The sequence below is a fragment of the Haloferax mucosum ATCC BAA-1512 genome, from assembly GCF_000337815.1.
Classification (GTDB): Archaea; Halobacteriota; Halobacteria; order Halobacteriales; family Haloferacaceae; genus Haloferax; species Haloferax mucosum.
On record NZ_AOLN01000006.1, the window covers coordinates 315852 to 341339 of the forward strand.

Sequence of the window (25488 nt, forward strand, 5' to 3'; positions counted from 1 at the left end):
CTACGAAACAAGTAGGTTTAGAGTTGAACCACTCACAGACGGAAGGAACTCATCACCCTGCCAAAGACAACAAACTGTCGAAACTTGGCTGTCTTTCATTCTCAAATTTAGCGATCTGCTTTTGACAATCTCAATCAGGATTTGGTGGTGTCTTACTACTCAACCTTTTTGTATAGAGAGATATCAGCCTAATACAACAATGAGAGACTCATTTAGATTAACTTCGAAGTTGCTGGTGTCCTCTCTATTATTGTTCATATGTCTTCTGACCGCAGTTCTCTGGTTCTTGGGCGAATTGCGTTACCTGTTCTTTGGAAGTTATGCACTTGTCCCTGCTATCTTATTCTATGTTATTTCTCGTCTACTTGGGTCGGAAAAATACCCAGGGACAAACGGGTCTGAATACAAATGTGCATACCTAGTGAAATTGTTCGGGGTATTATTAACAGCTGGTTTGGCAGTCCTGTGGCTCGAAGAGCTAAGAACACTCACGTTCTTCGTGCTAATGTCTGCAGCAGGGATGGTGATTTATTTTCAGATCAGAAAGTTTGGCGAGTCTCATCCAGGCCTAATTTTGACTGAGATGTCGATATACATTTCGATACTTATCTTTAGTATATCGATGAATTACTGGTATTTTGTTGGTGGGACCGACATTTTTGTCCACACCTCATTTGTTAGAAGTATTATGAACAATGGTAGTATGCCCTCGTCAACTGTCTACGAAAAATTTCCACTCTGGCATATATTCGTCATAATGGTAGACAAAATAACTGGATCATCAGTAGATCTACATAAAGTAGTAGCGCTTACAAGTGGTTTGATATTCTCTGGAGTACCCATTCTTGTCTATTCATTGGCTAAAAAGCTCAGCCAGTCAGTTCGGATTAGCCAGTACGCTGCTCTCTTTTCTGTTGTTAATACAACAGTCATTTACTATGGTGCATACTCCATTGCGAGAAGTATTGTATTGGTCTTATTACTTTCATTATTATATCAACTATTTTCATCAAACGAACTTAGAAATATCTTGCTCTTCTCTATTTTAAGCTTAGCAACGATTATCTTCCACCCATCTTCACCTCCGTTTATTCTACCAGTATTGGCTTTAGTTTGTACTGTCCTACTTATTTATCATAGACAACCAGCGAGTAAGCTCAAAAAGCGCTTAGTCATTCTAAGCGCGGTATTTAGTTTAATTGTCATCACGTATTGGACATTTTCTGCTGTCTCCATTAGCCAAGCAATAGCTGGAACAATAGCTCATACGACCAGAGGAGGAGGACCAGAGACAATCACTTCGTTTGGTACTGGATTAACGGCCCCATCACTTTCTGACCTCTACCAATATCTTCCTTATAGTCTGTTGATTGGTCTTGTGTTATTCTCAGTTCGATACACACTACGAGATGAACAACGGTCAAGCATACACAAATCAGCAATACTCATCAGCGTAGTACTCGCAGCTATTGCATTCCCAAATCCATTGAAAACCCTAGACGCTTTCGAGAAATTGAATTTTGATCGCTGGGAGATCTATACGCAGTTTTTCACTAGCCTTGCTGCTGCAACAGGCCTTTCGGAGTTAATTAGAAGAGTAAGAAAGCCAGCAGCCCATTTATCGATACTTCTACTAGTTGGGTTGTTGATTTTTACTAGCCTTACGAATCCATTAATTGCAGCGGACAACCCAGATTTCAGTGGCGGCGCAGTAACACCATACCTGTCACAAGGAGAAGGAGTAGCAATCGACCACGCAGTTAAGGTTGCTCCTGGATTCATTATGTCTGACTATACAGTCACGCGTTATTTGGATGCGAATACGAAAAAGAGCCACATACTGATTGTAGACCCAGATACATACGAGATAGTCTCTGGTGATAGCGGCCAATATATTCTTCTTAGAGATGAAGAGTTAGCTCAGCGAGGCCTAAAGGTATACCCATCAAAGGATTATTCACATCGACCTTGGTACGGACGGGTAGCTCGCGCCGATGTGATCGCACCACCATCAAAGACAGCGCACAAGGTTTATCAAGGTGACAACACGACCGGATACGTCACAACCTAATAGATTCACAGTTAGGGCAACTAACGCAAATATAACATATTTCCAAATCTGAACGGAGATATGTTAACCAATCCGGTATTTCAAAACCTGTTTTATTAGACTAAGATCGACCCCAATTTGATTTTCAAGCGTCTCAACAAGACCAATGTCCTCTTTTTCTGCGGCTCCAAACAACAGATACCCAGAGAGATACAGTACGATGAATAGTACTGCAGCTAATATTAGGAAGATTAATGTCTGGCGATTATGCGGTGGTACACGCCGGAGTAATATCGCCCCACCAACAGGGATTAAACTTGGGAGGAACACCGCACGTGGAACCGGTGCAATGTTCATTTCTTGATAAACGCGGTATGCATAGAGTAGATTATATCCAGCTGTTGTTGTCGCTGATGCTAGTGCCGCCCCAATAATACCAAACTGTGGTATTAATAAAATATTTAATACTACATTCGAGATTGCCGCAAAGGAGTTTGTATACATAATAAAACGTGTCGAGCCAGTAGCTACCAATCCTTGCACGCATAATCCAACAGCAGCATTGATCAAAGAACCGGTTGCAAGTATCACAAGTACTGGTGCTGCAGATGTGTATGCGTCACCGAAAAATATCTCTAGAACAGAAGCAGGGAATGCGGCAAAGACTAAATATACTGGAAGCGTGAGTGAAACAATCCACTTAGTAACTACACCATAGAGGTTGTCCATCTCTTCGTACTCTCCTTTTCCGTGGAGTTCCGAAAATGTTGGTAGGAACATGTAAGAGAACACAGTGAGACCAGTTGTCACCATACTAGACAATAAAAAGGCAGGGTCGTATCTACCGATTGCTGCGCTGTCTAAATAAAAACCAATCAGCAGATTATCACCAAAACCAAGAACGATACCCATTGAACTAGCCAGCATAAGTGGCATCGAGAATTTGAGTAATTCAGCGAATCGTGTTCCATTACTATCAACATGCAAAATTGGGGTTCTTTTACAGAGGAAATAAATAGCAGATAATAGCGTCAACACAGACGCCACAACCCATCCAACAGCCGCACCAAAAACAGAATACCCTGCAAGTATTGAACCTGTGACAAGTATCACTCTAAATCCAGGGTTGAAAACATTCGTTACGAATACGTTCAACCGTGCATTTTTCAACCCTCTAAAATAAGAAACAATCAAATTGTTTATTGTGACAACAGGGATGAGTAAAGCGAACAACGATATTAGTCCTGGGGAGACACTCCCTGAGAAAATTGTGATAGAAATATATTCTGAAAAGAACACAACAGTCATCGTTAGGAGGATAGACCACGGAAGAGCACTGCTTACAGCTGTCAGTAATATACTCTTTCTATCTTCATTTGTATCACATCTTGGAATATAACGCGTGATTCCATCCTTCAGTCCAAGGGCGGAAATAAATGTCACTACCGAAACCACGGTCCAGCCAAGCGTCAAAGATCCATATTTATCAGGACCTAATAATCGAGCGGGGACTGAACGTGCAAAGAATCCAAGAGTGAGACCAAGAACCTTCCCTATGAATATGATTGTTGTTCCACTGACAACCTGAGAGTAAGCACTTTCCCCGTCAGTTTTTGCGGCGTCGTTTGTTGATTCCGTATCCATGAACTATAATTCTGTTTTTGTGTAACCAGTTGGGTGGCCTGTAATGCTATCTACGCAAACGGTACAATTCTAATATTCAAGTCAACGTTCTTAAGTTGAATCCTACGACTTAGAGTAAGCCGAAGCTGTGAGTTAATCACGGATCAAAGATTGGTGTAAATCGACAACCTCTCCACAGATTTTTGGGATAGTGAAGTTCTCCGCATACCCGACGAGTGCGTCACTATCCCAGTCCTGACTGATAACACTCTGAACTGCCTCGGTGAATTGGGTGTACTGCTCTGGACTGTCGAACAACCGGCCGTAGTCGTCGGAAACGATAATCTCCTCACTGCCCCCATTTCTCGTTGCGACGACCGGTGTACCACAGGCAAGTGCTTCCAGTGGAACCAACCCGAAGCTTTCGCTGTAACTCGGGTGTACGACGACATCTGCCGCGCTCATCCAGTATTTCAAGTCCTCGTTTGCAACGTAGCCGAGAAGGTCCACGGCCTCAGCGACACCATTGCCTTTCGCTTTCTGCCGTAGCTTCGATTCCATCGGTCCCGTGCCGCCAATGACGTACCGGCAGTCCTCCGGCAACCGGTCTAGAATCTCAATCGTATGCTGGAACCCTTTTCGCTCGGAGAGGTTCCCCAACGAGAACAACACAGTCTCATCGTCGTCGATACCAAGCTGAGATCGCGCCTCCGAGGTAGGAACGTATTCGAATCGCCCGACTTCAAACCCGTTTGGAATATATTCGACGTGCTCGGTGAACTCGTTCAGTTTCGGGATGTCGGCTTGGTTGACGCGGATCAGACTGTCCGCCTCGCGCCAGACGTTCTGCAACTTCGTGTTATTTGATTCAATCTCGTCGTAGAGCCACTCTCGGTTTTCGTGCACGGTCAGAACGTGAGGGACATCGTATCGCTTGCTGAGTTTATTTCCAACGTGTCCTGCGGTCCACGTTATGTGGCTGTGGATGATGTCGAACTCGATGTCTCGACGTTCGATTATACGGGCGACCTTGTTCGCGTGTTTGTCGCCAAGTCTTCGCCGACTGAAGCTGAGGGGAAAGTAAATCAATGGGACCGGAATAACCGATACGTTCTCCGGGATTTCGTCCTCATCGTTGATCTTCACATCCGAGCAGTACGGTCGGAGTCGCTTGATTGGGAGGTGGTTTGCGACGTTTGCGATTTTATTGAACCGAGCGAGGACCGTGATGCTGTTGTAGTACTTCGAGAGTTCGTCTACTTGGCTCTTCACGAAGCTATTGTACTGGTGTGAGACGACAAGCAGGTCTGAATCCGCTACGAGAGTCTCACCACGGGTTTGCGCTGTTTCGTTCGCTGTTGTAGCTGTCATTGTTAGTTAGCCCTACTCTTTGAGAGGTTTCCAGCCAACTCCAGAACGTGCTCGGACACGTCGATTTTGTCGTCAAGTAACGCCTTCCGCCTCGCGTCCCACGTGTCGTCGGGCGTGTCGAGAAGTCCCTCAATCACGCCCAGTAGCTCGTCGTACGCACAGTCCGGCGGAAGTTGCGAACAAAGCTGGTACTCGTGTTCCACTTCGTCGAGGACGCCAGCCGAAAGCGACGAGACGAATATCGACGGCGTCCCGAGGACGGCACTTTCGATAGCCATCGTCCCACTCTCACCCAAGAGCAAGTCGGCGTAGTACATCAGGTCGTGCATCTCGTGGACGGGGAGGTTCACACGGCAATGCTCGACGCTCGAAGGGAGGTCCGCCTCCGAAGTGATGAGAACGCGAACGCCCTGCGCTTCGAGGTCTGAGACCAGCTTGGCGACCCTATCCAACCCTTTGTTCCCGATGTCGTGGACGGCCTCCCAAGACACCAACCGAAGGATGACCGCTGTGTCGTCGGAGTCGAGACCGACCTTGTCGAGAACCGTCGGGTCCGGCGAAAATTCGTCCGGGTGAAGATACGATAGTTCGTGGAACCCGGGGTATCGAAGCTGTTTCTCGCCGAGGTCTTCGGTGTACGTCTCGGGAGTGCAGACGTAGTCTGCAAACGGGAACGTAATCGAGTTTTGGAGCGTGGCGTGTTCCGTGTCGGTGAAGACGATGCTCGTCCCACCGACCAACGTTCCCGCATGTGCAATCGAGGGTTCGCCGATTGCGAGGAGTAAGTCAGGACTGAACGTCCTCGCCTGCTGGATGATGTGATACTCGTATTTGAGTTGGTTCACCAGCAGACTGACCATCGACGTTGGCTTTTTTGCCACTAAATCGTAGTCGAGTTCGTAGCTGTCGAGGAGGTCCTCGACGATATCTTTTCCCCGAGCCAAGAGTCTCACGTCGTCACCATTCCGGTTGAACTTCTCGATAATCGGTCGGAAGAAGTGGACGTGTGCCGGATGTTGGATGGTGATGAGGACCCTCATTCGCGGATTTGGACTTCCTTACTCTCGTTTACTTGCATATCGAACAGCATCGCAAACAGCATGAAGAGGCTCCCGGTCATAAAGAGCATCAGGCTGAGCGACCCGCGGACGAAAAGCGAGTCGCCCCACGCGAACTTAGCATACACCGACCACCCCGCGCCGAGGAGGCTGACGAGCGTCGTCAGCGCTCCGAAGACGTAAAAGAACGCGAGCGGGTGGAAGTCCAGTATCAGGTACTTCACTTTCAGCCGCCACAGGAAGTTCGCAAGCAACATCCCGGAGACCTTGCGGATGTACGCGGAGTATTTGATACTGCTTTCTTCGTCGCCGTAGACGGCGGGCATCGCAACGTCGGCGATGCGCATCCCCTTCGCGTTCAGTTTGACGAGGAGGTCGTTGCAGTAGCCGTAGTACTCGTACATGTTCTCGATGCCGACGTTCTCTAGGGCGTACTGTGAAATCGCGGTGTACCCGTTTTGTGGGTCCATCATCTTCCAGTAGCCGCTGGCGATCTTCGTCAGGAACGTCAGGATGGAGTTGCCGAAAAAGCGCCACTTCGACATCCCCTCGCGGAACTCCCGGTATAGGAGGCGATTGCCCTTCGTGTAGTCGGCGTCGCCCTCGACGATGGGGTCCAAAAAGCGGTCCAAGATATCGGGGTCCATCTGGCCGTCGCCACCCATGACGGCGGTGATGTCCACCTCGTCTTCGAGCGCGCGGCGGTAACCGGTCTTGAGCGCTCCGCCGACGCCTTGGTTTTCCTCGTGTTGAATCGGGACGACGCGGTCCGCGAAGGCGGTCCCACCGTCGGTGAGCGGTTCAGGTGACCCTTCTCGAAACGAGAACGTCTCGGAGTCGGATTCGGTCTCGGGAGCCGAGCCATTGACCTTCGCCGCGTACTCCTGAATCTCCGCCCACGTGTCGTCGGTCGAGCAGTCGTCGATGACGTACATGCGGTCAACGTAGTCGGGCATCGTGTCGATGACCTCGCCCACGAATCCGGCTTCGTTGTAGGCGGGGACGACGACGCCGACGGTGTGGTCCCTATACATATCCCCCTCCGATGGTGTAGACGCGGTGGTCGGTATCAGAGAGGTCGAGCGTGTCGCGGCCGTCGATGACGACGAGTTGCCCGTCTGACCGGGAGACGTCGTCCCACCGAATCGTATCGAAGTCGTCGTGGTGGGTGACCATGACGACGGCGTCGAACGACCGGTCGTAAATCTCCGAGTGGTCGAGGCGCGTGAGGTCGAACGCGTCCGTCTCGTCCAACATCGGATCGACACCGTACACGTCCGCGCCGAGGTCGGAGCTAATCGACGCGATATCGAGCGCGGGCGACGCTCGAATCTCCTCGACGCCGGGGCGGTAGGTCAGTCCCAAGAGGAGCACGGACGCGTCTTCGAACGCCAGCCCCTCGGCGTCGAACTCTTCGCGGAGTTTGTTCACGGTGAACTGCGGCATAGAGTCGTTGACCGCGCGCGCGGTCTCCAAAAGCGGCGTCTCCGTCTCGAACGGTTTGATGACGAAGTACGGGTAAAACGGGATGCAGTGACCGCCGACGCCCGGGCCGGGGTCGTGGATGTTACAGAACGGTTGGGTGTTCGCAACCTCGATAGCCTCGTTCACGTCGATTCCGAGCTCGTCGGTCAGCGTTGCGAGTTCGTTTGCGAGTCCGATGTTCACGTCTCGGTACAGCCCTTCGAAGACTTTCACGGCCTCGGCGGTCGTCGCGTCTGAAACCGGAAGGACGCCCTCGGTGTTGATCTCCTCGTAGATGAGCGTCGCGGCGCGCGTGCTCTCGTCGTCGATGCCGCCGACAACCTTCGGATACGCACCGCGGATGTCTTCGAGCGCGCGCCCGCTCGACGTTCGTTCCGGGCAGAACGCGAGTCCGAACTCGCCGCGTTCGAGGTCGGAGTTGGCTTCGAGCGCCGCCCCGACGCGTTGTTCTGTCGTCTGCGGCGGGACCGTACACTCGATGACCACGAGGTCCCCCGCCGACAGGCCGGTTGCGATGTCTTCGACCACCGCATCTAAGATTGCGAGGTCGGGTTCGTGTTCGTCGGTGATGGGCGTCGGAACGATGACCACGTGCACGCTCGCCTGCGAGGCGGCGTCTCGCGGGTCGGTCGTCGCGGCGAGCGCGTCGTCGGCCACGAGGTCGGACACGAGCGCTTCCAGCCCCGGCTCGCGCTTGACGTGACAGCCGCCGTTGGAAATCGTCTCGACGACCGCGGGGTCGATATCGGCCCCGATGACGTTCCCGGTCGTCTCCGCGTAGACGGACGCGAGCGGCAGGCCCATCTTTCCCAGTCCGTAGACGGCAACGGGTATCTCGCCGTTCGTGAGGGCGTCGCGCTGTGCGGCTTCGTCGTGGTCCGAGTCGTAGAGTCGGTCGATAAGTTTCGTGCTCATTGTACTGCGTCGAGTGTCGGTTGCTGTTCGGTCGCGGTGTCGTCTATCGTTCGTGCGAGTTCCAGCGCCGCAAGCCCGTCTTCGACGGTGACGACGGGCGTCGAGTCGGTTGCGACGGCATCGACGAACGATTCGAGTTCGTTCTTCAGCGGCTCGCCGCGGTTGACGGTCGGACGCTCGACGATGCTTTCGTGACGGTATTTGATGTCGCCGTTGTTTTCGATGTACTCGGGAACCGACTGGCGGTGAATCTCTATCGACTGGTCCATGTAGTCCACCTCGACGACGCACTCTTCGGCGGTGACGACGAGTCGCCGCACCTTTCGCTGTGTCAGCCGACTGGCCGTCAGGTTCGCAACCGTTCCGGATTCGAATTCGATTGTCGCGGTCGCGTGGCGGTTGTCCCGCACGCCGGCGCTGTGAACATCGACCGGGTCGCTATCGACGAGCGAGAGGACGATGTCGATGTCGTGAATCATCAGGTCTAAGACGGCGCTGTCGTCTATCGTCCGCTCCGGCGGCGGGCCGAGGCGCTCGGCCGTGACGCTCAGGACGTTCAGGCCGGGGATGATGTCCGTGAGCGCCCGAATCGCCGGGTTGAATCGCTCGATGTGACCGACCTGAACCGGCGTCCCCGCCGCCTCGCGCGCCGAGAGCAACTCGTCACCCTCCGAGCGGTCTTCGACGACCGGTTTTTCGATGAGCGGTGCGACGCCCGCCGACAGACACGCTTTGGCGGTCGGGAGGTGGTACTGCGTCGGAACGACGACGGAGACCGCGTCGGCGCGGTCGAGCAGGTCGTCCATGTCGAGCGCGTCGGTCTCGTGTTTGCTAGCGACCGTCTGGGCCTGTTCCGTATCGACGTCTGAGACGCCGACGAGGTTCGCGTTCGAAAGTTCGCTGTACACGCGTGCGTGGTGGCGACCCATCGAGCCGACACCGATGACGCCAACGTCGAGTGGAGATTGCTTACTCATAGCTGTGGACTGCGTCGATGATTTGGTCGAGGTCCGAGTCGTCGAGTTCGGGGTGGACCGGAAGCGAAAGCACTTCGCTTGCGACCCGTTCGCCGACCGGGGCCGTGTGGTCGATATGTTCGTACACGGGTTGTTCGTGCATGCACGTCGGGTAGTAGACGCCGGAACCGACGTCGTGCGCTTCGAGATGTGATTTGAGCGCGTCGCGGTCGTCGGCGCGGACGGTGTACTGGTGGTAGACGTGCGTACTACCGTCCGGTTCGACCGGAAGCGTCAGCGAGGTTGACGACAGCCCCTCAGTCAGTCGCTCGGCGTTCGACCGGCGCGCTTCGATGTACGACGGGAGGCGGTCCAGTTGAACTCGCCCGATTGCGGCACCGATGCTGGTCAGCCGGAAGTTGTGACCGACCTCGGAGTGGCCGTACTTCGCCGTCCGGCCGTGGTTCACGAACCGAGCGGTTCGGTCGGCGATGTCGGCGTCGTCGGTCGTGACCATCCCGCCCTCGCCGGTGGTCATGTTCTTCGTCGGATAAAACGAGAAGCAGGCGACGTCGCCGATAGAGCCGACGCGGTCGCCGTCGTAGACCGCGCCGTGGGCTTGGGCGGCGTCTTCGACGAGCGGAATGTCGTATTCGTCCGCCAGTTCGGACAGTCGTTCGAGGTCACAGGGAAGTCCGTAGAGGTGGACCGCGAGAATCGCGTCGATTTCGTCGCCCGAGTCTCGGAGCACCGCTTCGGCGGCGTCCGGGTCGAGGTTATAGGTCGCCGGGTCGATATCGGCGAAGACCGGCGTCGCGCCCGCCAGACGAATCGCGTTCGCCGTGGCGATAAACGAAAACGGCGTCGTGAGAACGCGGTCACCGGAGCCGATGCCGACACCTTTGAGCGCGGCGTGGAGCGCGGTCGTTCCGTTCGACGTCGCAACGGCCTCGTCGGTGCCGCAGTAGTCGGCGAACTCGTCTTCGAACGCCCGAACTTCGGGCCCGTCGGCGAGCATCCCGCTTTCCATCACGTCGAGTACGCGGTCTTTTTCGGCCTGTTCCATCTGTGGATTTGCAATCGGAATCATCGAATCAGATTTGGTCCGTCTAATTTCGCTGGCAGTTCCTCGTGTCTCGCGGGGACGCCGACCGCGAGCGTGTGCGGCGGCACGTCGTCGGTGACGACCGCACCCGCCGCGACGAACGACCCTTCCCCGACGGTCACGCCCGGGAGGATAGTCGCGTTCGCGCCAATCGAGACGTCGTCTTCGATTGTCGGCCCGGCCATATCGACCTCGGCCCGTACCGGAACGGGGTCGTTGGTGAGAACGGCACGCGGGCCGATGAACACGTCGTCGCCAATCGTGGTGTGCGTCGGAATGTAGACGCCCGTCTGGAGGCTCACACCCGACCCGATTTCGACTCGACCGTCGATGACGGTGTTCGTGCCGACGAGTACGTCGTCGCCGATATCCGTCAGTTCGCGGACGAGCGCGTTGTGGCCGGTGTTGAACCGGTCGCCAATCGCAACGTCGTCGTAGACGATTGTGCCGGCTCGAATCGTGCTCTCGGTGCCGATAATCGGCGGCTGTGTGTCCGAGTCGTAGGCGTGGCCAACCGTGGCATTCACTGCGATGTCGCAACCGTCGCCGACAATTGGTGAGTCGGTCATGCGGTTACGCCCTCCTAAATTTCTTTACTTGGGGGTAATTCACGTTGTCTCGTAACTCTACATCATCTGTAAAGAATATGTCGGCTATATCGAGAGATTTGCCGTGAAATCTAAACTGCCCCGTAAAGCCCTATAGTGGGCAAAAATCAGGTAATTGTCCCTCACATCGTCTATATTCTACAAGATAAAATCATATAGAATAAACAATGCGTGCCGCGCGAGTGCCGGGCTTAATATAAGTCGAGGCTGAACGAGCAGTCATGAAGGCAGTGATTCTGGCCGCCGGAGAGGGAGTCCGGCTTGCCCCACTTACGGCGACGCGACCCAAGGGAATGCTCCCTATCGGCGGAAAACCGCTTTTGGAACACATCATCGAATCGGTTACGGCGACGGGAATCGACGACATCGTTCTCGTCGTCGGCCACAAACGAGAACGGATTCAGAGTCACTTCCAGAACGGCGAAGACTGGGACGCCGAGATTCAGTACGTCGTCCAGGAGAACCCACGGGGAACCGGCGACGCACTCCTCGAAGCGGAACACGTGGTCAGCGGCGACTGCATCGTCATCAACGGCGACCGAATCGTCGAACCGGAACTCATCGAACGACTCATCGAGCGTCACCGAGCGACCAACCAAGCCTGCCTCGCAATCACCGAGGTCGAAGACCCGACCCAGTACGGAACCGTCACGGTCGAAGTCGACCGCGTAACCGACATCAAAGAGAAACCGGCCGAACACGAAATCCGGTCGAATCTCGTCAACATCGGTGTCTACGCCTTCGGTCCGGATATCTTCGCGGCCATCCGCCGAACCGACCACTACGGCGAACTCAGGCTGACCGACACGCTCAGAGAGTTCATCGACGACCACCCGATTCACGCCGTCCGCTACGACGGGATGTGGCTCGAACTCTCTCGCCCGTGGGACCTCCTGTCGGTCAACAACGGTATCCTCGCCCGAAGCGACTCGGTGGTCGCCGACTCCGCGGTCGTAAGCGAGGACGCGACGCTCGGCGACCCGGTCGTCGTCGGCGAGCACTCTCGTATCCAACCCGGCGCGCGGGTCTTCCGCGACGTGGTTATCGGCGACAACGTCACCGTCGGCGCGAACGCAGTCGTCACGAACGCCGTCGTCCTCGAAGATACGGTCATCAAACCCGGCGCGGTCGTCACCGACTGCGTCATCGGCGCTGGTTCTGAAATCGGGTCGCTCACCGCTATCGAGGGCGGCCACAGCGACGTCCTCCTTGACGATGAACTCTACACTGACGTCAGGTTCGGCGGTCTCGTCGGCGACAATGTCGAGATGAGCGCCAACGTCACGGTCGAACCGGGAACGATAGTCGGAAACGACGTTCGCGTCGAAAGCGGGTCAACGCTCGCCGGGCACGTCCCGAGCGGAACCCACGTCTTCCGCGGCTGACCGAAATTCAGCGCGCGACCCATAGATATAACGAACATAATGCTGTTTTACTACAGTAATTATACAACTAGAATACATATTAACCGGAAGAAGAGTCACGCCAGTAACACTAAATAGATTCATCCGAAAGCACTGATATCAGCGACACCGTTGGTGCTCGCCAGCGGCTAGCAACAGGAGTTACGAAACAATGTGTGGGATTACCGGTTACATCGGTGTGGGAGAAAGCGCCTCGATCCTCGCGTCGGGATTGAAGAATCTGGAGTATCGCGGGTACGATTCGGCCGGGGTCGCCCTCGTCGGCGACCAGGTCAACGTACACAAACAAGAAGGGACTATCGACGGGCTGACCATCCCGAACGAGACAGATGCGACTCACGGTATCGGTCACACGCGTTGGTCCACGCACGGCGAACCGACCGACGAAAACGCCCATCCGCATACCGACTGTAGCGGCGATATCGCGGTCGTTCACAACGGCATCATCTCGAACTACAACGAACTGAAGCGACAACTCGGCGGACACATCTTCGAGAGCGAGACCGATACCGAGGTCATTCCGCACCTCCTCGAAGAAGAAATCGCCGCGGGTGCCGACCTCCGTGCGGCCGTCACGCGCGTCCTCGACCGACTCGAAGGGAGCTTTGCGCTCGCCGCGACGCACGTAGACTACGAGGGCATCGTCGCCGCCCGACAGGACAGTCCGCTCGTCATCGGCCACGGCGACGACGGAATGTACCTCGGAAGCGACGTGACGGCGTTCGTCGAGTACACGCGGAAGGTGTCGTATCTCGAAGACGGCGACGTTACGCACCTCCACGCGGACGACATCACCGTCTTCAACGACGGCGAGCGCGTCGAACGCGAGGTCCAGACGGTCGATTGGGACGCCGCCGCCGCGGGCAAGGCGGGCCACGACCACTACATGCACAAGGAGATTCACGAACAGCCCAATGCGCTCCGGCAGGCCATCTCCGGTCGCATCGACGAACTCGCCGGAAACGCCTCACTCGACATCGCGCTCGACGACCGGTTCCTCCAAGCCATCGACGAGATTCACATCGTCGCCTGCGGCACCTCGTATCACGCCGGTCTCTACGCGAAAGAACTGCTCGAAGAACTCGTCGATGTCTCGACGCGGGTTGACCTCGCAAGCGAGTACGAGGTCCGAAACGGCCACGACACGCGCCGGACGCTCGTCGTCGCAGTCACCCAAAGCGGCGAGACAGCAGACACCCTGTCCGCCATCCGCCGCGCGAAAGCCTCGGGGATGACGACGCTCGCCGTGACAAACACGGTCGGGAGTACGATTACGCGGGAAGTAGACGACACGCTATTTATCAAAGCTGGCCCGGAGATCGGCGTCGCCGCGACGAAGACGTTCGTCTCGCAGGTGACGGCACTCGCGCTGTTCGCAACGTACCTCGGACGGCTCCGCGAGACGGTTTCTGCGTGCGAGGGCGTCAGCATCCTCGAAAACGTCCGGCAACTTCCGAACGCCGTCCAGTCGATTCTGGACGCCGAAGGCCGGATTCGCCGACTCGCCAAGACGTACACGGACAGTGACGCGTTCTTCTTCATCGGCCGCGGTCCCGCCTATCCGGTCGCACTGGAAAGCGCCCTGAAGCTCAAGGAAATCTCCTACGAACACGCCGAGGGCTTCGCCGCGGGCGAGTTGAAACACGGCCCGCTCGCGCTCGTCACCGAAAACACGCCCGTACTGGCGTTTCTCAACCAGAGCGCCTCGCCCGAAGAGACGCTCAACAACGTGAAGGAAGTCGAATCGCGGGGCGCGCCCGTCATCTGTCTGTCCACCTCGGGCGGCACCGAGTCCTTCTGCGACCACACCATCGAGATTCCGGATATCGGCCGACTCGAACCGCTCGTGGCGAACGTCGCGCTCCAACTGTTCGCCTACCACGTCGCAGACCAGATGAACCGCCCAATCGACAAACCGCGGAACCTCGCAAAGTCCGTCACCGTCGAATGACGAGCGTCGCGGCCGTTCGATAGATTCGAGAACCGGAAGGCGAATATCGACTCTTTGGGTCCGACCGAGCGGTCGATTGGTTTCTTATCTTCGTCACCACTACTGCGGCGTAATGCAACTCACACCGAGTCGGCGTCTCGTCTGCCTCGTCGTCTTACTGGGCTGTCTCGTCTTCCTCATGGGGTGGTTCGGGTCGCTCGCGCCGGCCCCCGAGATGGGAGCGTATCCCGACGAAGCGGCCCTCGGTTCGAACTACGGGGCGTGGGTCGGCGAAAAAACGAGTCTCACCGGCGAAGTCGTCGAGACTGACCCGCTTACGGTCGCCACCGGTGACGGCTCCGGTGGACACCTTCGGCTTCGCGTGACTGAGACCGACCGTCGGCCGTCACCCGGCGACCGGCTCGCCGTCTTCGGCGTCGTCGAGTCGGACCGAACGATTCGCGCGGAGACGGCCTACGTCGTCCCGAGTTCGAGATACGGCTACATGTACGGCGTCTCCTTCGTCGCCGGGCTTTGGGTGCTCGGACGCCTCGTCCGAACGTGGCGCTTCGACAGGGGAATGTGGTCGTTGAAGCCGCGGTCTGAGTCGTTCGCGGCGCGACGGTGGATTCGAAATCGGACGACGGAGGACCGCAATGCCTGACCTGCTTGCACACGCGCTGTTAGCCTACAGCCTTGCGACGATAGCCTCGTGGCGCTTCGACTGGATTTCGCGCCCGTACGTCACCGTGGCGATGGCCGGCGCGTTCGTCCCCGATATGGCGAAGGCCGCGCTCGTCGTCCCCAACTACCGCGTCGAACAGTTCGTCGGCATCCCATTCAGTTGGTTCGGCCTGCACACACTTGGCGGCGTGCTCTGTTCCGTTCTCGTCGGCGTGCTCCTCGTCGGCCGACGAGAGCGGGTGCGCGTCTTTCTGCTTCTCTCGGTTGGGGCGGGGTCGCACCTGCTTGCCGACGCGTTCCTCCTGAAACCGAGTGGACGGTCGTACCCGGTCGTTTGGCCAGTCTCTCGGGTCTTCCCGCCGACGCCCGGACTGTACCTGAGCACCGATACGGCACCCGCAATCGTGCTGGCTGTCGTCGCACTCGTCGTGTACGGGCTTACTCGGTCGGGGCTGGTTGGCGAGGGGTCGTAACGTCCCGGAGCGTCTGCCGCACCGGACACCCGCGACTGAAAACTACCGACGGGCAGACGCAATCTTACCGACGGACAAACACAAGTGCGGACGCAAAACCAAACGATAATCGGGCCGCCGTTGGAGCGTCGAATCACGATGAGTCTACTCGGAATTACGCTCGTGGCGGGAGTCGTCTCGGGCATCGTGCTCGCGGGAATCGTCTACGCCCACGCGACCCACGGGAATAAATCGCCAAAGGCGCGCCGTCTCTCGCCGCTTCTGGTCGCCGGAGCCGACTTGTTGGGGTTCTTTGGAGCCTACGTGTTCGAAGACGAGGTTCGCTATCTGTATTTCAGAGTCATCAAGCCGAGAGCAATCGCTGTCACGCCGTACGAAGCGCTGTCGGTGACGCTCGGGAGCGGGCTGTTGGTCGGTATCGGCGCGCTGGTTTCGTACCTCGCTCTCAGTCGAAACGGAACGGTCTGAGACCTCGTGGCTTCGGTTGGCCCGCGACCGAGAGAGTGCGCCAACGCGGGTACGAACCGAATGCGAAAGGACAAGCACGTCAGCACCGGCACGCAGAAACTGTGTGAACGACCATTACCAACCATTCACACGGCCAAAATCAAAATATGCCGGGGGAGAGATGCACCGACTGCGAATGGATACACGAAAGCAGATCAATCAGAAGCCGACGAGCGAACAGCGCGCGAAACTCGCCGCAGAGGACTCCCGCGACGATTCGGATATCGTCGCCACGACGCCGAGCGGCGCGTACACCGGCGGATACGCCTATCACGAACTCGACGACGACGGCGAACTCGTCTGCGGCGGCCACAGTGAAGGCCACTTCGTGGAGATGACCCGCGGTGAGGCGAAACGAAGCGGAAAGACGCCGTGCGGGAAGTGCGAGTGGATTCTCGACCGATAATCCTGCGGATGTAGCGACGGCGCGAGCCTCACGATACCGACGAGACGACCAGCGAACGTTTTTGTTAGTGGTATAACGGTCATACGTCTGACACACCATTCTAGTGCGTGCGGGGTATTCGATACACCGTGTCGCCACCAGCGGAACGCGACAGGCTCGCTCGTGAGTCGAAACGCCCCGAACGCGGCTCAAAAAAGAGAAAGACACATAATGCGCACTCATCACTCGTTCGACATGGGACTATTTGATCGCCTCACCGGCGGCAGTGGCGACCCTCGGGTCGCCTTCGTCGGCATCGACGGCGTACCGTACTCGCTCATCAGCGAGAATCCCGATATCTTTCCGAATCTCACGCGAATCGCCTCGGCTGGGACGGGAACCCCAATCGACAGCATCGTTCCACCGGAATCGAGCGCCTGCTGGCCGGCACTGACGACCGGCGTCAACCCCGGCGAGACCGGCGTCTACGGCTTCCAAGACCGCGAAGTCGGGTCGTACGACACGTACGTTCCGATGGGCCGAGACGTCCAAGCGACTCGCGTTTGGGACCGCGTGACCGACGCCGGCCGCAAGGCGACCGTGATGAACGTTCCCGTGACGTTCCCGCCGCAACGAGACGTCCAGCGCATGGTCTCCGGGTTCCTCTCGCCCGGCGTCGATACGGCCGCCCACCCGGAGTCGTTCGCCGACTCCCTAAACGAGGGGAACTACCGCATCGACACCGACGCCAAACTCGGCCACAAAGACGACAAGTCGTCGTTCATCGAAAACGCCGAACAGACGCTCAAGCGGCGCTACGAGGCCTTCAAGCAGTACATCGAACGCGACGATTGGGACCTGTTTTTCGGCGTCTTCATGACGACCGACCGCGTCAACCACTTCCTGTTCAAAGATTACGAGCGCGACGGCACCTACAGCGAGGAGTTCGTCGAGTTCTATCGCACCGTCGATGCCTACCTCGGCGACCTCCACGACGCGCTCCCGGACGACGTGACGATGGTCGTCGCGTCCGACCACGGCTTCACGTCGCTCGATTACGAGGTTCACTGTAACGTGTGGCTCGAAGAGAACGGCTGGCTCTCGTATGAGTCCGACGACCACGACTCGCTTTCCGACATCAAGTCCGAATCGAAGGCGTACTCGCTTATCCCCGGTCGGTTCTTCATCAACCTCGAAGGCCGCGAACCGCGCGGGTCGGTCTCGCAAGACGATTACGAGGCGGTCCGCGACGAACTGAAAACCGAACTCGAAGCGCTCGAAGGTCCCGATGGCAAGAAAGTCGCAGAACGCGTCGTCGTCAAGGAAGACGCGTTCGACGGCGCACAGGACCACCTCGCACCGGACCTCGTCGTCGTCCCGAACCACGGCTTCGACCTCAAATCCGGCTTCAAGGGCCACGACGACGTGTTCGGCACCGGCCCGCGAAACGGTATGCACAGCTTCGACAACGCGACACTGCTCATCGACGACCCGGACGTGGCTGTCGAAGCCGATATCGACCTCTACGACATCACGCCGACGATTCTCGACCTCATGGAAATCGAGACCGACGCCGAATTCGACGGCCGAAGTCTCGTCTAACGCTCCCGCGCGGACCGCCCGGAGCGCGAACGGTTCTCCAACCCAGAGAGACATCCAGACCCGAGGGGCACGCGCGGGATTGAATCTATTTTCGGCCGACTCACCGCCCTCTGCCTAACCAGCGAATACTGAGCGCGGCCACGAGCGCGGCGACGGCGAGTGCCGCCACACCCATCAGGCCGTAGTCGGGACCTTGCGACGGACCGTCACTGTTCGCGCCAGTGGAATCCGTCGGCGGGGTGTCGAACTTCGAACTCCCCTCTTTGACGACCACGTCCACGGGTTGGTCGTTCACCCGGAATTCGTACTCACCGGGCGACTCGACCCGCTGTTCGAAGGTGACGGCTTGCCGTTGTCCGGCGGGGACGGTAATCGTCTTCGACTCGGTGACACCGTCAATACCCTCGAATGTGAGAGTCGTCGTCTCCTCCGTCTCACCGGTGTTAGTGACAGTTGCGATGAGCGTGACGTTCTCGCCCGGCCCAATGGTCGAAGCGTCGGCTTCCACGTTCGTGAGTGCGAGCGCCGTGGGTTCGCGCACGACGGTCTCGACGCTCGCGTCGCCGACGGTGACGGCGTACGTCCCAGTCTCGTTGAACCGGTGGTCGAACGTGACGGGGCTTGTCTGGCCGGACTGGAGTGTCATCGACTGGTTCGCAACGACCGCACCATCGACAGTCAGATTGACCGTAACGGTGCCGTTTGCGTGGCCCGTGTTAGTCACGTCGCCGGTGAGCGTCGTCGTCTCCCCGACGACTGCCTCCGACGTGGTGACGTTCGAGACGGTTGCGACCGGTTGCTGGATGCCCAGTGCGAAGTAGGACATGCCCGGCGTCGTCGCCGTCATCTTGTACTGCGTGTTCGTCTCTCTCGTCGTCGTGTCGAGGGGGTCCCACGTCCCGTTGTGGTAGCGGTAGAACCCGATGTTTTCGGGTGCCGTTCCGCGGGCGCTGAGATCAGCTTTCGCTAATTTGAAATCCACGGTGGCGGCGTCGAGCGACCGGTTCATCGCCTCGTCACCCTTGATTTCGAGATACAGCGGCACGTCGTCGGTTCCGGTGAGCGTCTCGACGGGGACGGGCTTTTTCGTGTAGCCTTTCACCTCCATCGTGAACGACGAGCTGGACTCGGCCAACGTGAGACCCACGCGGGTGACTTCGATGCCGGAATCGGCGGTCACCGACGACGGGAGTCGGACTTCGACCGGCGACCCTGCTTTGGCACTGCGAACGTCGTACCGGACGTGGGTGCCCGTCACCGTCGTGGTTTTGATGTTCGCCGAGGGCGGTGCGGCGCTGGCGCTCCCGCCGCCGGAACTCCCGCCGCTCGAACTGCCACCACTGCCTCCGCCGCCACCACCGCCTCCACCGGAGCTACGGGCCGGTTTCGGTTCTGGCGTTGGCGTCGGTGTCGGTGTTGGTTCTGGTGTCGGTGTCGGCGTTGGTTCTGGTGTCGGTGTCGGCGTCGGTGTCGGTGTTGGTTCTGGTGTCGGTGTCGGCGTTGGTTCTGGTGTCGGTGTCGGCGTCGGTGTCGGCGTTGGCGTCGGAGTTGGTGTTGGTGTTGGTTCTGGTGTTGGTGTCGGTGTCGGAGTTGGCGTTGGCGTCGGAGTTGGCGTCGGTGTCGGTGTCGGAGTTGGCGTCGGCGTCGGTGTCGGCGTTGGAGTTGGTGTCGGCGTCGGTGTCGGTGTTGGAGTTGGTGTCGGCGTCGGTGTCGGTGTTGGAGTTGGTGTCGGCGTCGGTGTCGGTGTTGGAGTTGGTGTCGGTGTCGCCCCCTCACACGGACCGGGGGCAATCGTGAGTTCCGAATCCATATCGAGCGTCACCGTGCTCTCGTTCGCGTGAATCAGCCGGAACTCAGAGACGCGGTGGTCGCCAGTGCTCCACGTCCACTCGCCGGAGTGGGCCGCCTGCTCGTTGAATGCGGGCGTAATCGTGACAACCTCGTCTGCGCCGAGGTTCTCGAACCCGCGGTACGCGCCGCCGTCGGTCCGGTTAGGTGCCCATTTCCAGTCGATAGTCACCGTCGAGGCACTGGTGACCCAGTCGTCGTCCTGCGTGCCGTTGCCGTAGTAGTCGTCTTGGACGACCCAACCGTCACCCGACGGCAGGCCCTCGAACATCATCGTCGCGGTCCCGGCGAATGGCGCGTCGCCGAGTTCGTCGTGGAGGACGACGAGACTGATACCTTGCGAGCCATTGTAGAAGAAGAGACTACTCACCTGATTTTCCTGTAAGTAGCCGGTCCCGTACGACGAGTAAATCCCGACCGGCGACGTCTCGTTGTTCCGGTAGTCGTAGAACGACTCGACGGTCGTCGTCCCGTCACCGAACAGTTCGACGGTGTAGCACATCCCACCCTGACTGACGGCGTAAACCGACGGCTCGGGGGAATCCTGTTGTGCGAAGGCACCGCCCGTCGTCGAGGACAAGACCACGAAGAACGCGACCGCGACGACGAGTAGGCGATTTCGGGGGACCATAGAGACCATCAGTCGCGCTTCGCCGTCGGTCTCACCGGCCGTGACGGATACTGGAACGAACCGTTCCGTTTGGCGGTGGTTGTCGTCGCGGAAATGCCGGTCTGAGACACGGTTGGAGGAATCATAGTATCAGTGGTAGCTGACTGATACGCACCCAAGAGTTTCGTTATGAACGGAGTACTACCAATTAAGCAGAATCCGACGATGACCTGCCTCGACACTAACGCCAGACACCGCTCGAAACGGCGTCGAAGCGGGGTTCTCTCGCCGAAAACGACAGTTAGCAGTGATTGTTGACGGCGCGAGAAATTGAAGGTGAGCCTAATCCATCACTCGACATACATACTGAGAGTACATACGGCTATAGACCCAAAATACTGGAACTGACGAAAGAAATTTAATTCTTCCAACACGTTTCTGACTCGATGACACGGACACTCGAAGTCGCCCCCCACGTAATCACGGAGGGTTCGACGATTCGACACGCGACGTTGTGTACGGAACAGACCGTCGTAGAGATAGCAGAAGAGACAATTCGAACCACGGGCGACGACGAAGAGTACGTTTACCCGCGCGAGCAACTGGCCCTCGACCTATCGGTCGGACGATTCGAAGTTATTTCTTAGAGCCGGTTCCAACGATACGGCGCGCCGACTGTACCCAAACGACTAGCGTGAGCCGTATCTCGGCCAAAGAGCGACTCGAAGCAACCGATTCCGATTCTGTCGTTCGATTTTCAAACTATCGAAGTCGAAACTGTTTTAATCCGATTTGGTATACACCTGAGATACACGTGGGTAGTGGGTACTCATAACATACCATTAGTGAACGTGGTGCGCTGTGGCCCGCTATTCGCTGTACGTAGACTAAACTATGATACGAGGTAGCAATACTGAACAGGTGCGCGCGATAGTGCTCGCGGCGCTGATGGTGTGTTCCGTCGTGGGAGGCTCCATCGCGTTTACGGGCGGTGCTATCGCCGCACAACCAGCCGGTCCCGACGGCATCGCCGATGCGGGAACAGACGCCGGCGCGCTCGCGCCCGGTGACACGGCAGTCGTACAGACCATCGAGATAACTGATTCGGACGAAAACGACACGAACGCGGTCGAAGTGACCGGCGTGACGGTCACCGCCGCCGCCGACAACACGGCGTCCGCGGCGGACGTCTCGTCGGTTCGTATTCTCGACGCCGACGGCGACGAACTGGCGAGCGACACCGCCGCAGACAGTCTGTTCGGCGCGGGCCAGACGTTCGACCTCTCGGGCGTGTCGGTCCCGGACGACGGTCGCACCACGCTCCAGATTTCGGTTACTGTGGCCGACAACGTCTCCGAGACCGCAGTGCTCGGCGTTTCGACGAAAGTCAACTGGACCGAAAACGGGACGGCCGGTCAGACGGCCGCCGTCACCGACGGAGCGACCGAAACACTCGAAGCGTCCGCCAGCGGACTAACCGGCAACGAAACGGCCGAGTCCGGCAACGAAACCGCTGAATCGAACAACGAAACGTCCGAGTCCGGCAACGAAACCGCTGAATCGAACAACGAGACAGCCAAGCCAGGTAACGAGACGGCCGGTGCCGGCGACGGCTCCGACGGCAACGCCACTGCTCACCCCGACGGGCAGACGACGGAGCGTCCGACCGTGAAGAACGAGACGACTGCGGCGGAGACGAACGGAACGGCGCAGAATGCCTCCGAAACCGCTACTGCGACGCTCGACGAGTCGTCCGCCGCGCCGGACCTCCAAATCGTCCGTCCGGCGAACCAGACCGTCGTTCGGTCCGACGGCTTCCTCGATGTGGCCTACGGCTACGTCGCAAACGCTCCCGACGACGTAACGTCCGCGCGAATCTCCCTCACCGACGGGGCGGGCGCGTCGTACAACTACTCACTCGGCAAGACCGCCTACGAGGCGGGCGCAGTCGAAACAGTTAGTCTCGACCTCGACAAACCCGCCGGAAATCTCACTGACGGCGCGTACTACGTCGATATCTCCGTCACGAACGCGTCTGGAGACACGGACACGGTTCGAACGACTGGCCCCGTCGTCGTCGTGAACGACGAGCGCCCGGCGCTCGAAAACGTGACCATCACGAGCAACAGAACCGACATCCCGCTCGACGGGTCGGTGAACTTCTCTTACGACTACGGGTCTGCGCCGAACGCCTCTAGCATCACGGTGTGGGTCGTCGAGAGCGGCGACACCGCGAACTTCACCGCCGGAGACCGACAGAACGCGACCTACGCGGCCTACGAGCAGTCGGTTGATCACGGTGTCGTCAGCGACCGAACGCACACCGTCGGTCTCGCCTACCGAGTGCCCGACAACAGCAACTACAGCGTCTTCGTCGGTGTGACGGACGCGACCGGCCGACAGAGCAACGTCAGCGAAGTCGGACGTATCGGCGTCAATACCGCGAAACCGAGTATCGACTCGGTGCAGGCCAAGGCCGGAAGCGACATCGTAACCGTCCGCTTTTCCGAACCGGTCGTCGCCGGTGACGGCGACGCCGACATCACTCGTGCCGACTTCGCGTTCCAAGACGGGAACGACGCCGGCGCGAGTTCGATTTCGGGCGTCGTCGCCCACAGCAAGGATACGGTAACGCTCCACCTCGACGCCAACGTCACGCTCGGTGACCTCGGACGCGACGCCGTGAGCGCGCGAAGCGGGCAACTCGTAGACACTCACGAGGGCGGCGCTCGCGCGGTCGGTCCGATCGCTGTCGCGCTCGCAGATACGATTCCGCCGACGCCCGAGGCGGTCAACCTGACCGCCATCAACATGAGCAACGTCGATAGCTACGACGTGGTCGTGCACGCGCCTGCCCATCAGACCGATGTCGAAGTAACCCTCGTCGGGGAAGGCGGAAACAGCGTCTCGACGAGTAACGACGCGGTGACGGGCAAAACGGTGCTCACGCTGAACGCCACCACGCTCCAAGACGGGTTCACCACGGTCGCAGTCAACCTGACCGACGTCGCCGGAAACAGCAGAGTCACAGAGACGTTCACCCAGAAGGACACGGTCGCGCCGGGACTCACGGTCGTCTCGACGAACGCGGGGTCCGACGTTGTTACGGTACGGTACACCGAGTACATCAACGACACGTCAGCGTCCGACTTCGCGTTTTCCAACCTCACGACCGAGGTCAACACGACGCGAACCATCGAAAAGACGACGCTCACGCTGAACGAGACGATTCCGGCGACGGCGATCAACAACAGCAACGTGACGCTGTCCGCATCGGGCGTCACGGACCCCGCTGGGAACCCGATTCACAACGAGAGCATACTCGTGGACATCGACGACCCGACGGTGTCGGGCGTCACCGCCGAACCGGGCGACGAGCGGATCGTCCTCACGTTCTCTGAACTCGTTACACCCGGTGAGAACGACTCGTTTACCGTAGACGACTTCGGGTACACCGAGAACAACAGTTCCGGTGTCACCGCCATCGAGGCAGTGAGTCAGACCGGTCCGCAGACGGTCGTTCTCGAAACTAACGGGGAACTCACGCCCGACGACCTCGAATTCGATGCCGTCACCGTCGCGGCCGACGGGGTCTACGACATGGCCGGACGCTCTGCCAACGCGGCCACCTACACCATCGGCATCGAATCCGACCTCCGCGTCAACGTCAGCGGCAGGACGATGACCCTGACCGTCGTGTCTCCGAACGACATCGAAAACGCGACGAACGGGATGATGGTGCGCGAGACCAACCGCGAACTCGACTCGCTCGAACAGTTCGAACTCGACGAGCGATTCGAGACGCTGGTGAACGCCTCTCAGTTCACCAAGGTCAAACCCGGAACGTACGAAGCGACGGTCACGATTCCGTCGGACGCCGACGGCGACGCTGACGGCCGCTACTCGGTCGCCGGACCCGTCGGTGGAACGCGACTGGTCGAGATGTCCAGCGTCGATACGACCGACCCGCATCCGACGGACGCGGTCCTCCTCGACGTGACCGACGCGGCGCAACTCGACGACACGCGCAACACCACCGAGATTCGCGTGCTGTTCAACGAGCCGATAAACGCCAGCGACATCATGCCGAGTGACGTCTCCATCGACGGCTTCGATGGGGAAATCGTGGCGGTTCAGGACGCCGGTCCGTTCGGCTCGGTCACGATTATCACCGAAGGTACGGTCCAGACCGGTGATAGCCCGAAGGTCAGAATCGACGGCGAGAGCTACATCGACCTCGCCGGCACCCACGGCAAACAGGGCGGCGCGACGACGGTCCACACCGCCGCGTTCGACCTCGATGAAGGACGGAACTTCGTCTCCGTCCCGGCATCGAGCGGCGACCTCCCGCTCGACGAACTCGACTTGTCCGCGGTCGATGCCATCTACGCGTACGACGCGTCGTCGGGGTCGTGGGACGCGTTCGACCCGGACGCTTGGATAAACGACTTGACGAAGCTCGAAGGCGGCAACGGCTACATCTTCGTGATGGAACGCGACGCGACGCTCACGCTGAACGTCTACAACGAACCCGGCGCGACCGAGGACACGAGAGACGTTGCACCCGTACCGACACAACAGAGACTCACCGAAGGCTGGAATCTGGTAGGACACTACCAAGAGTACGACCAGAACGTCTCGGTCGCGCTGTCGTCACTCGACGACGACTCCGTCTACAAGCTTCTCGCACACGACGAGTCGGCCGATCGCCTCGCCTATCGCTCGTACAACGCCGGGGAGTTCGAGACGATGAAACGCGGCGAAGCCTACTGGGTGTTCGTCCGCGACGACGAGGTCTACACCGAGGCGACGAATAACACGGCAGATAGCTAACCACGCTCAGCAAACCTTTGC

The 25488-nt window shown here is 58.3% G+C and carries 19 protein-coding genes; 10 read left to right on the top strand and 9 right to left on the bottom strand.

Going from position 1 to position 25488, the window contains the following annotated elements:
* Positions 1–199: 199 nt before the first annotated feature.
* Entirely contained in the window at positions 200–2071 is a 1872-nt protein-coding gene (locus C440_RS17250) for a hypothetical protein (protein ID WP_152417821.1), read from the top strand.
* 63 nt (positions 2072–2134) lie between these two features.
* On the opposite strand, the gene C440_RS16980 is transcribed toward C440_RS17250, so the two are convergent.
* The 8 genes from C440_RS16980 to C440_RS04555 form a co-directional block, all read right to left on the bottom strand.
* Positions 2135–3694, bottom strand: coding sequence for an oligosaccharide flippase family protein (locus tag C440_RS16980; RefSeq protein WP_008318679.1), 1560 nt, complete (start codon positions 3692–3694; stop codon positions 2135–2137).
* A gap of 132 nt (positions 3695–3826) precedes the next feature.
* On the bottom strand, positions 3827–4819 hold the full coding sequence (locus C440_RS04525; RefSeq protein ID WP_161605910.1) for a glycosyltransferase: 993 nt from the start codon (positions 4817–4819) through the stop codon (positions 3827–3829).
* A 227-nt stretch (positions 4820–5046) separates the two neighbouring features.
* On the bottom strand, positions 5047–6084 hold the full coding sequence (locus C440_RS04530; RefSeq protein WP_008318681.1) for a DUF354 domain-containing protein: 1038 nt from the start codon (positions 6082–6084) through the stop codon (positions 5047–5049).
* Positions 6081–7136, bottom strand: a complete 1056-nt coding sequence (locus C440_RS04535; protein ID WP_008318683.1) for a glycosyltransferase family 2 protein — start codon at positions 7134–7136, stop codon at positions 6081–6083. Before C440_RS04535 ends, C440_RS04530 begins: the two co-directional genes overlap by 4 nt.
* Positions 7129–8502, bottom strand: a complete 1374-nt coding sequence (locus C440_RS04540) for a nucleotide sugar dehydrogenase (protein ID WP_008318684.1) — start codon at positions 8500–8502, stop codon at positions 7129–7131. The genes C440_RS04535 and C440_RS04540 overlap by 8 nt, the downstream gene beginning before the upstream one ends.
* Positions 8499–9479, bottom strand: a complete 981-nt coding sequence (locus C440_RS04545; RefSeq protein WP_008318686.1) for a Gfo/Idh/MocA family protein — start codon at positions 9477–9479, stop codon at positions 8499–8501. Before C440_RS04545 ends, C440_RS04540 begins: the two co-directional genes overlap by 4 nt.
* The gene (locus C440_RS04550; RefSeq protein WP_008318687.1) at positions 9472–10548 is read right to left on the bottom strand and encodes a DegT/DnrJ/EryC1/StrS family aminotransferase; all 1077 of its coding nucleotides are present in this window, start codon (positions 10546–10548) and stop codon (positions 9472–9474) included. The genes C440_RS04545 and C440_RS04550 overlap by 8 nt, the downstream gene beginning before the upstream one ends.
* On the bottom strand, positions 10545–11132 hold the full coding sequence (locus C440_RS04555; RefSeq protein ID WP_008318688.1) for an acyltransferase: 588 nt from the start codon (positions 11130–11132) through the stop codon (positions 10545–10547). The genes C440_RS04550 and C440_RS04555 overlap by 4 nt, the downstream gene beginning before the upstream one ends.
* A gap of 260 nt (positions 11133–11392) precedes the next feature.
* Here C440_RS04555 and C440_RS04560 point away from each other — a divergent pair, with 260 nt between their 5' ends.
* The 7 genes from C440_RS04560 to C440_RS04590 all read left to right on the top strand — a co-directional run bounded on the left by C440_RS04560 (position 11393) and on the right by C440_RS04590 (position 18176).
* A complete protein-coding gene (locus C440_RS04560) occupies positions 11393–12556 on the top strand; it encodes a sugar phosphate nucleotidyltransferase (protein WP_083893984.1) in 1164 nt (387 codons plus the stop codon).
* 190 nt (positions 12557–12746) lie between these two features.
* Positions 12747–14546: a glutamine--fructose-6-phosphate transaminase (isomerizing) gene (gene glmS, locus C440_RS04565; RefSeq protein WP_008318690.1), complete on the top strand. Its 1800-nt coding sequence runs from the start codon at positions 12747–12749 to the stop codon at positions 14544–14546.
* Between the two features lie 112 nt (positions 14547–14658).
* A complete protein-coding gene (locus C440_RS04570) occupies positions 14659–15189 on the top strand; it encodes a hypothetical protein (protein WP_008318691.1) in 531 nt (176 codons plus the stop codon).
* Positions 15182–15682 carry a metal-dependent hydrolase gene (locus tag C440_RS04575; RefSeq protein WP_008318692.1) on the top strand — a complete coding sequence of 167 codons (501 nt, stop codon included), beginning with the start codon at positions 15182–15184 and terminating at the stop codon, positions 15680–15682. The genes C440_RS04570 and C440_RS04575 overlap by 8 nt, the downstream gene beginning before the upstream one ends.
* A gap of 138 nt (positions 15683–15820) precedes the next feature.
* On the top strand, positions 15821–16150 hold the full coding sequence (locus C440_RS04580; protein ID WP_008318693.1) for a hypothetical protein: 330 nt from the start codon (positions 15821–15823) through the stop codon (positions 16148–16150).
* Positions 16151–16325: 175 nt separating this feature from the next.
* Complete coding sequence (locus C440_RS04585; RefSeq protein ID WP_049915300.1) at positions 16326–16595, top strand: hypothetical protein; 270 nt, start codon at positions 16326–16328, stop codon at positions 16593–16595.
* 234 nt (positions 16596–16829) lie between these two features.
* Positions 16830–18176 (top strand): alkaline phosphatase family protein, encoded by a 1347-nt coding sequence (locus tag C440_RS04590; protein ID WP_008318695.1) that lies wholly within the window; start codon positions 16830–16832, stop codon positions 18174–18176.
* A gap of 100 nt (positions 18177–18276) precedes the next feature.
* On the opposite strand, the gene C440_RS04595 is transcribed toward C440_RS04590, so the two are convergent.
* On the bottom strand, positions 18277–20655 hold the full coding sequence (locus tag C440_RS04595) for a PGF-pre-PGF domain-containing protein (RefSeq protein WP_193788388.1): 2379 nt from the start codon (positions 20653–20655) through the stop codon (positions 18277–18279).
* A 425-nt stretch (positions 20656–21080) separates the two neighbouring features.
* Between C440_RS04595 and C440_RS04600 the strand changes: the two genes are divergently transcribed.
* Both C440_RS04600 and C440_RS04605 read left to right on the top strand, forming a co-directional pair.
* Entirely contained in the window at positions 21081–21281 is a 201-nt protein-coding gene (locus tag C440_RS04600) for a hypothetical protein (RefSeq protein WP_008318699.1), read from the top strand.
* Between the two features lie 247 nt (positions 21282–21528).
* Positions 21529–25467, top strand: coding sequence for a surface glycoprotein (locus C440_RS04605; protein ID WP_049915302.1), 3939 nt, complete (start codon positions 21529–21531; stop codon positions 25465–25467).
* Positions 25468–25488: the final 21 nt, after the last annotated feature.

Bases quoted from the DNA above. Each gene is read 5' to 3' on its own strand.
- C440_RS17250 (WP_152417821.1), top strand. From the start codon at position 200: ATGAGAGACTCATTTAGATTAACTTCGAAGTTGCTGGTGTCCTCTCTA.
- C440_RS16980 (WP_008318679.1), bottom strand. From the start codon at position 3,694: ATGGATACGGAATCAACAAACGACGCCGCAAAAACTGACGGGGAAAGT.
- C440_RS04530 (WP_008318681.1), bottom strand. From the start codon at position 6,084: ATGAGGGTCCTCATCACCATCCAACATCCGGCACACGTCCACTTCTTC.
- C440_RS04535 (WP_008318683.1), bottom strand. From the start codon at position 7,136: ATGTATAGGGACCACACCGTCGGCGTCGTCGTCCCCGCCTACAACGAA.
- C440_RS04540 (WP_008318684.1), bottom strand. From the start codon at position 8,502: ATGAGCACGAAACTTATCGACCGACTCTACGACTCGGACCACGACGAA.
- C440_RS04545 (WP_008318686.1), bottom strand. From the start codon at position 9,479: ATGAGTAAGCAATCTCCACTCGACGTTGGCGTCATCGGTGTCGGCTCG.
- C440_RS04550 (WP_008318687.1), bottom strand. From the start codon at position 10,548: ATGATTCCGATTGCAAATCCACAGATGGAACAGGCCGAAAAAGACCGC.
- C440_RS04555 (WP_008318688.1), bottom strand. From the start codon at position 11,132: ATGACCGACTCACCAATTGTCGGCGACGGTTGCGACATCGCAGTGAAT.
- C440_RS04560 (WP_083893984.1), top strand. From the start codon at position 11,393: ATGAAGGCAGTGATTCTGGCCGCCGGAGAGGGAGTCCGGCTTGCCCCA.
- glmS (WP_008318690.1), top strand. From the start codon at position 12,747: ATGTGTGGGATTACCGGTTACATCGGTGTGGGAGAAAGCGCCTCGATC.
- C440_RS04570 (WP_008318691.1), top strand. From the start codon at position 14,659: ATGCAACTCACACCGAGTCGGCGTCTCGTCTGCCTCGTCGTCTTACTG.
- C440_RS04575 (WP_008318692.1), top strand. From the start codon at position 15,182: ATGCCTGACCTGCTTGCACACGCGCTGTTAGCCTACAGCCTTGCGACG.
- C440_RS04580 (WP_008318693.1), top strand. From the start codon at position 15,821: ATGAGTCTACTCGGAATTACGCTCGTGGCGGGAGTCGTCTCGGGCATC.
- C440_RS04585 (WP_049915300.1), top strand. From the start codon at position 16,326: ATGGATACACGAAAGCAGATCAATCAGAAGCCGACGAGCGAACAGCGC.
- C440_RS04590 (WP_008318695.1), top strand. From the start codon at position 16,830: ATGGGACTATTTGATCGCCTCACCGGCGGCAGTGGCGACCCTCGGGTC.
- C440_RS04595 (WP_193788388.1), bottom strand. From the start codon at position 20,655: ATGGTCCCCCGAAATCGCCTACTCGTCGTCGCGGTCGCGTTCTTCGTG.
- C440_RS04600 (WP_008318699.1), top strand. From the start codon at position 21,081: ATGACACGGACACTCGAAGTCGCCCCCCACGTAATCACGGAGGGTTCG.
- C440_RS04605 (WP_049915302.1), top strand. From the start codon at position 21,529: ATGATACGAGGTAGCAATACTGAACAGGTGCGCGCGATAGTGCTCGCG.